1 protein-coding gene is annotated in these 1,273 nt (G+C 33.7%); it reads right to left on the bottom strand.

The features are described from left to right. Nucleotides 1–112: 112 nt before the first annotated feature. Nucleotides 113–1,237 (bottom strand): PAS domain-containing sensor histidine kinase, encoded by a 1,125-nt coding sequence (locus E1171_RS01200; protein WP_155203278.1) that lies wholly within the window; start codon nucleotides 1,235–1,237, stop codon nucleotides 113–115. Nucleotides 1,238–1,273: the final 36 nt, after the last annotated feature.

Raw genomic sequence — 1,273 nt, 5'->3', positions numbered from 1 at the left:
TAAACAGATCAATTGAAGTACTGTTTCTCCTTTGGTCGATAAGTTGGTTCTAATTCAGCATATTTTTATGAAGGTACTAAGAAGGAAAAATCTTTAATTAAACCACTTAACGCTAAGCAGCGAAGGTGGTACGATTCTGTTGGCTTGATTTCACTAAAGTAAATATAACATCTGTACCTTTTCCAGAAGTACTTTTAATTTCAATGCGGCCATTATTCCTTTCAATAAAGTTTTTGCATAAGATCAACCCGAGACCTGTACCTTTTTCTTTAGAGGTGCCAGGAGTAGAGACTTTTTTATCGATTGAAAAAACTTTGTCTAGCTGCTCTTTACTCATTCCCACCCCACTATCTTTGAAAGAAATCACCACAAAAGGGTTACCTTCCTTGGCGTTTACCCTTATAGTCCCTCCTGAATGAGTGTATTTTATAGCATTGGACAGTAAATTCCTTATGACAGTTAAAATCATATTCTTATCTGCATAAATGTGGCAATCCTTAGGAATTTTATTAGTAAGTGTGATCCCTTTACTTTTAGCCATTTCCATGTATAAATCAAATGATTGGCAAGTAACCTCATAAAGGTCGAATTCTTCAGGATGGAATAAAAGCTGGTCTGATTGATTTCTCGCCCACATTAACAATTTATCCAGCAAATCAAAGGAAACTTTTGCATTCTCTTTAAGGAGATGATGTATCTTTTCAGCTTCACTTCCCTTAGGATTATTTAGAAATTCTTCCTGTATTTTTAACAGACTAATCATATTGGCCAAGGGCCCCCTAAGGTCATGAGAGATAATAGACAGTAAGGTATCTTTATCTTTATTTAATTGTGCTAATTTTTTTTGTATTTGAGTTTGATCTGAAATATCATCCACCAAACCCAAAATCCCCCTAAACTTACCCTCCTTATCAAAAATGGCCCTCTTTAAAATTCTTAAATTATGTTTTATTCCCTGTGGATCTGTAATCTCTAAAGGAAATGAATGAAATTCATCTTTTCGACTTTTAAGATCCAAATCAGATTTGTATAAAAATTCAGCCTCCTCTTGGCCCCAAATTTCAAAAATAGATTTACCAATTACTTCTTTTCGGGTTTTCCCAAGAAGATCTAAATACTTCTTGCTAATTCGCTTATAAAGTAAATGCTCATTTCTAAAGAAAAATGGAAGTGGCAAAATATCAACCAAAGCATCCAATAAATCTTTAAATTCATCAAAAGAACCCCCGACCTTCATCCTCGAAAAAGTTTTCCTGTTTTATTAACGAAAAAT

The sequence above is a fragment of the Xanthovirga aplysinae genome, from assembly GCF_009711365.1.
Lineage (GTDB): Bacteria > Bacteroidota > Bacteroidia > Cytophagales > Cyclobacteriaceae > Xanthovirga > Xanthovirga aplysinae.
Note: the sequence above shows the minus strand (reverse complement) of the source record. Positions and strands in the feature narration are given on the sequence as shown.

Bases quoted from the DNA above. Each gene is read 5' to 3' on its own strand.
- E1171_RS01200 (WP_155203278.1), bottom strand. From the start codon at position 1,237: ATGAAGGTCGGGGGTTCTTTTGATGAATTTAAAGATTTATTGGATGCT.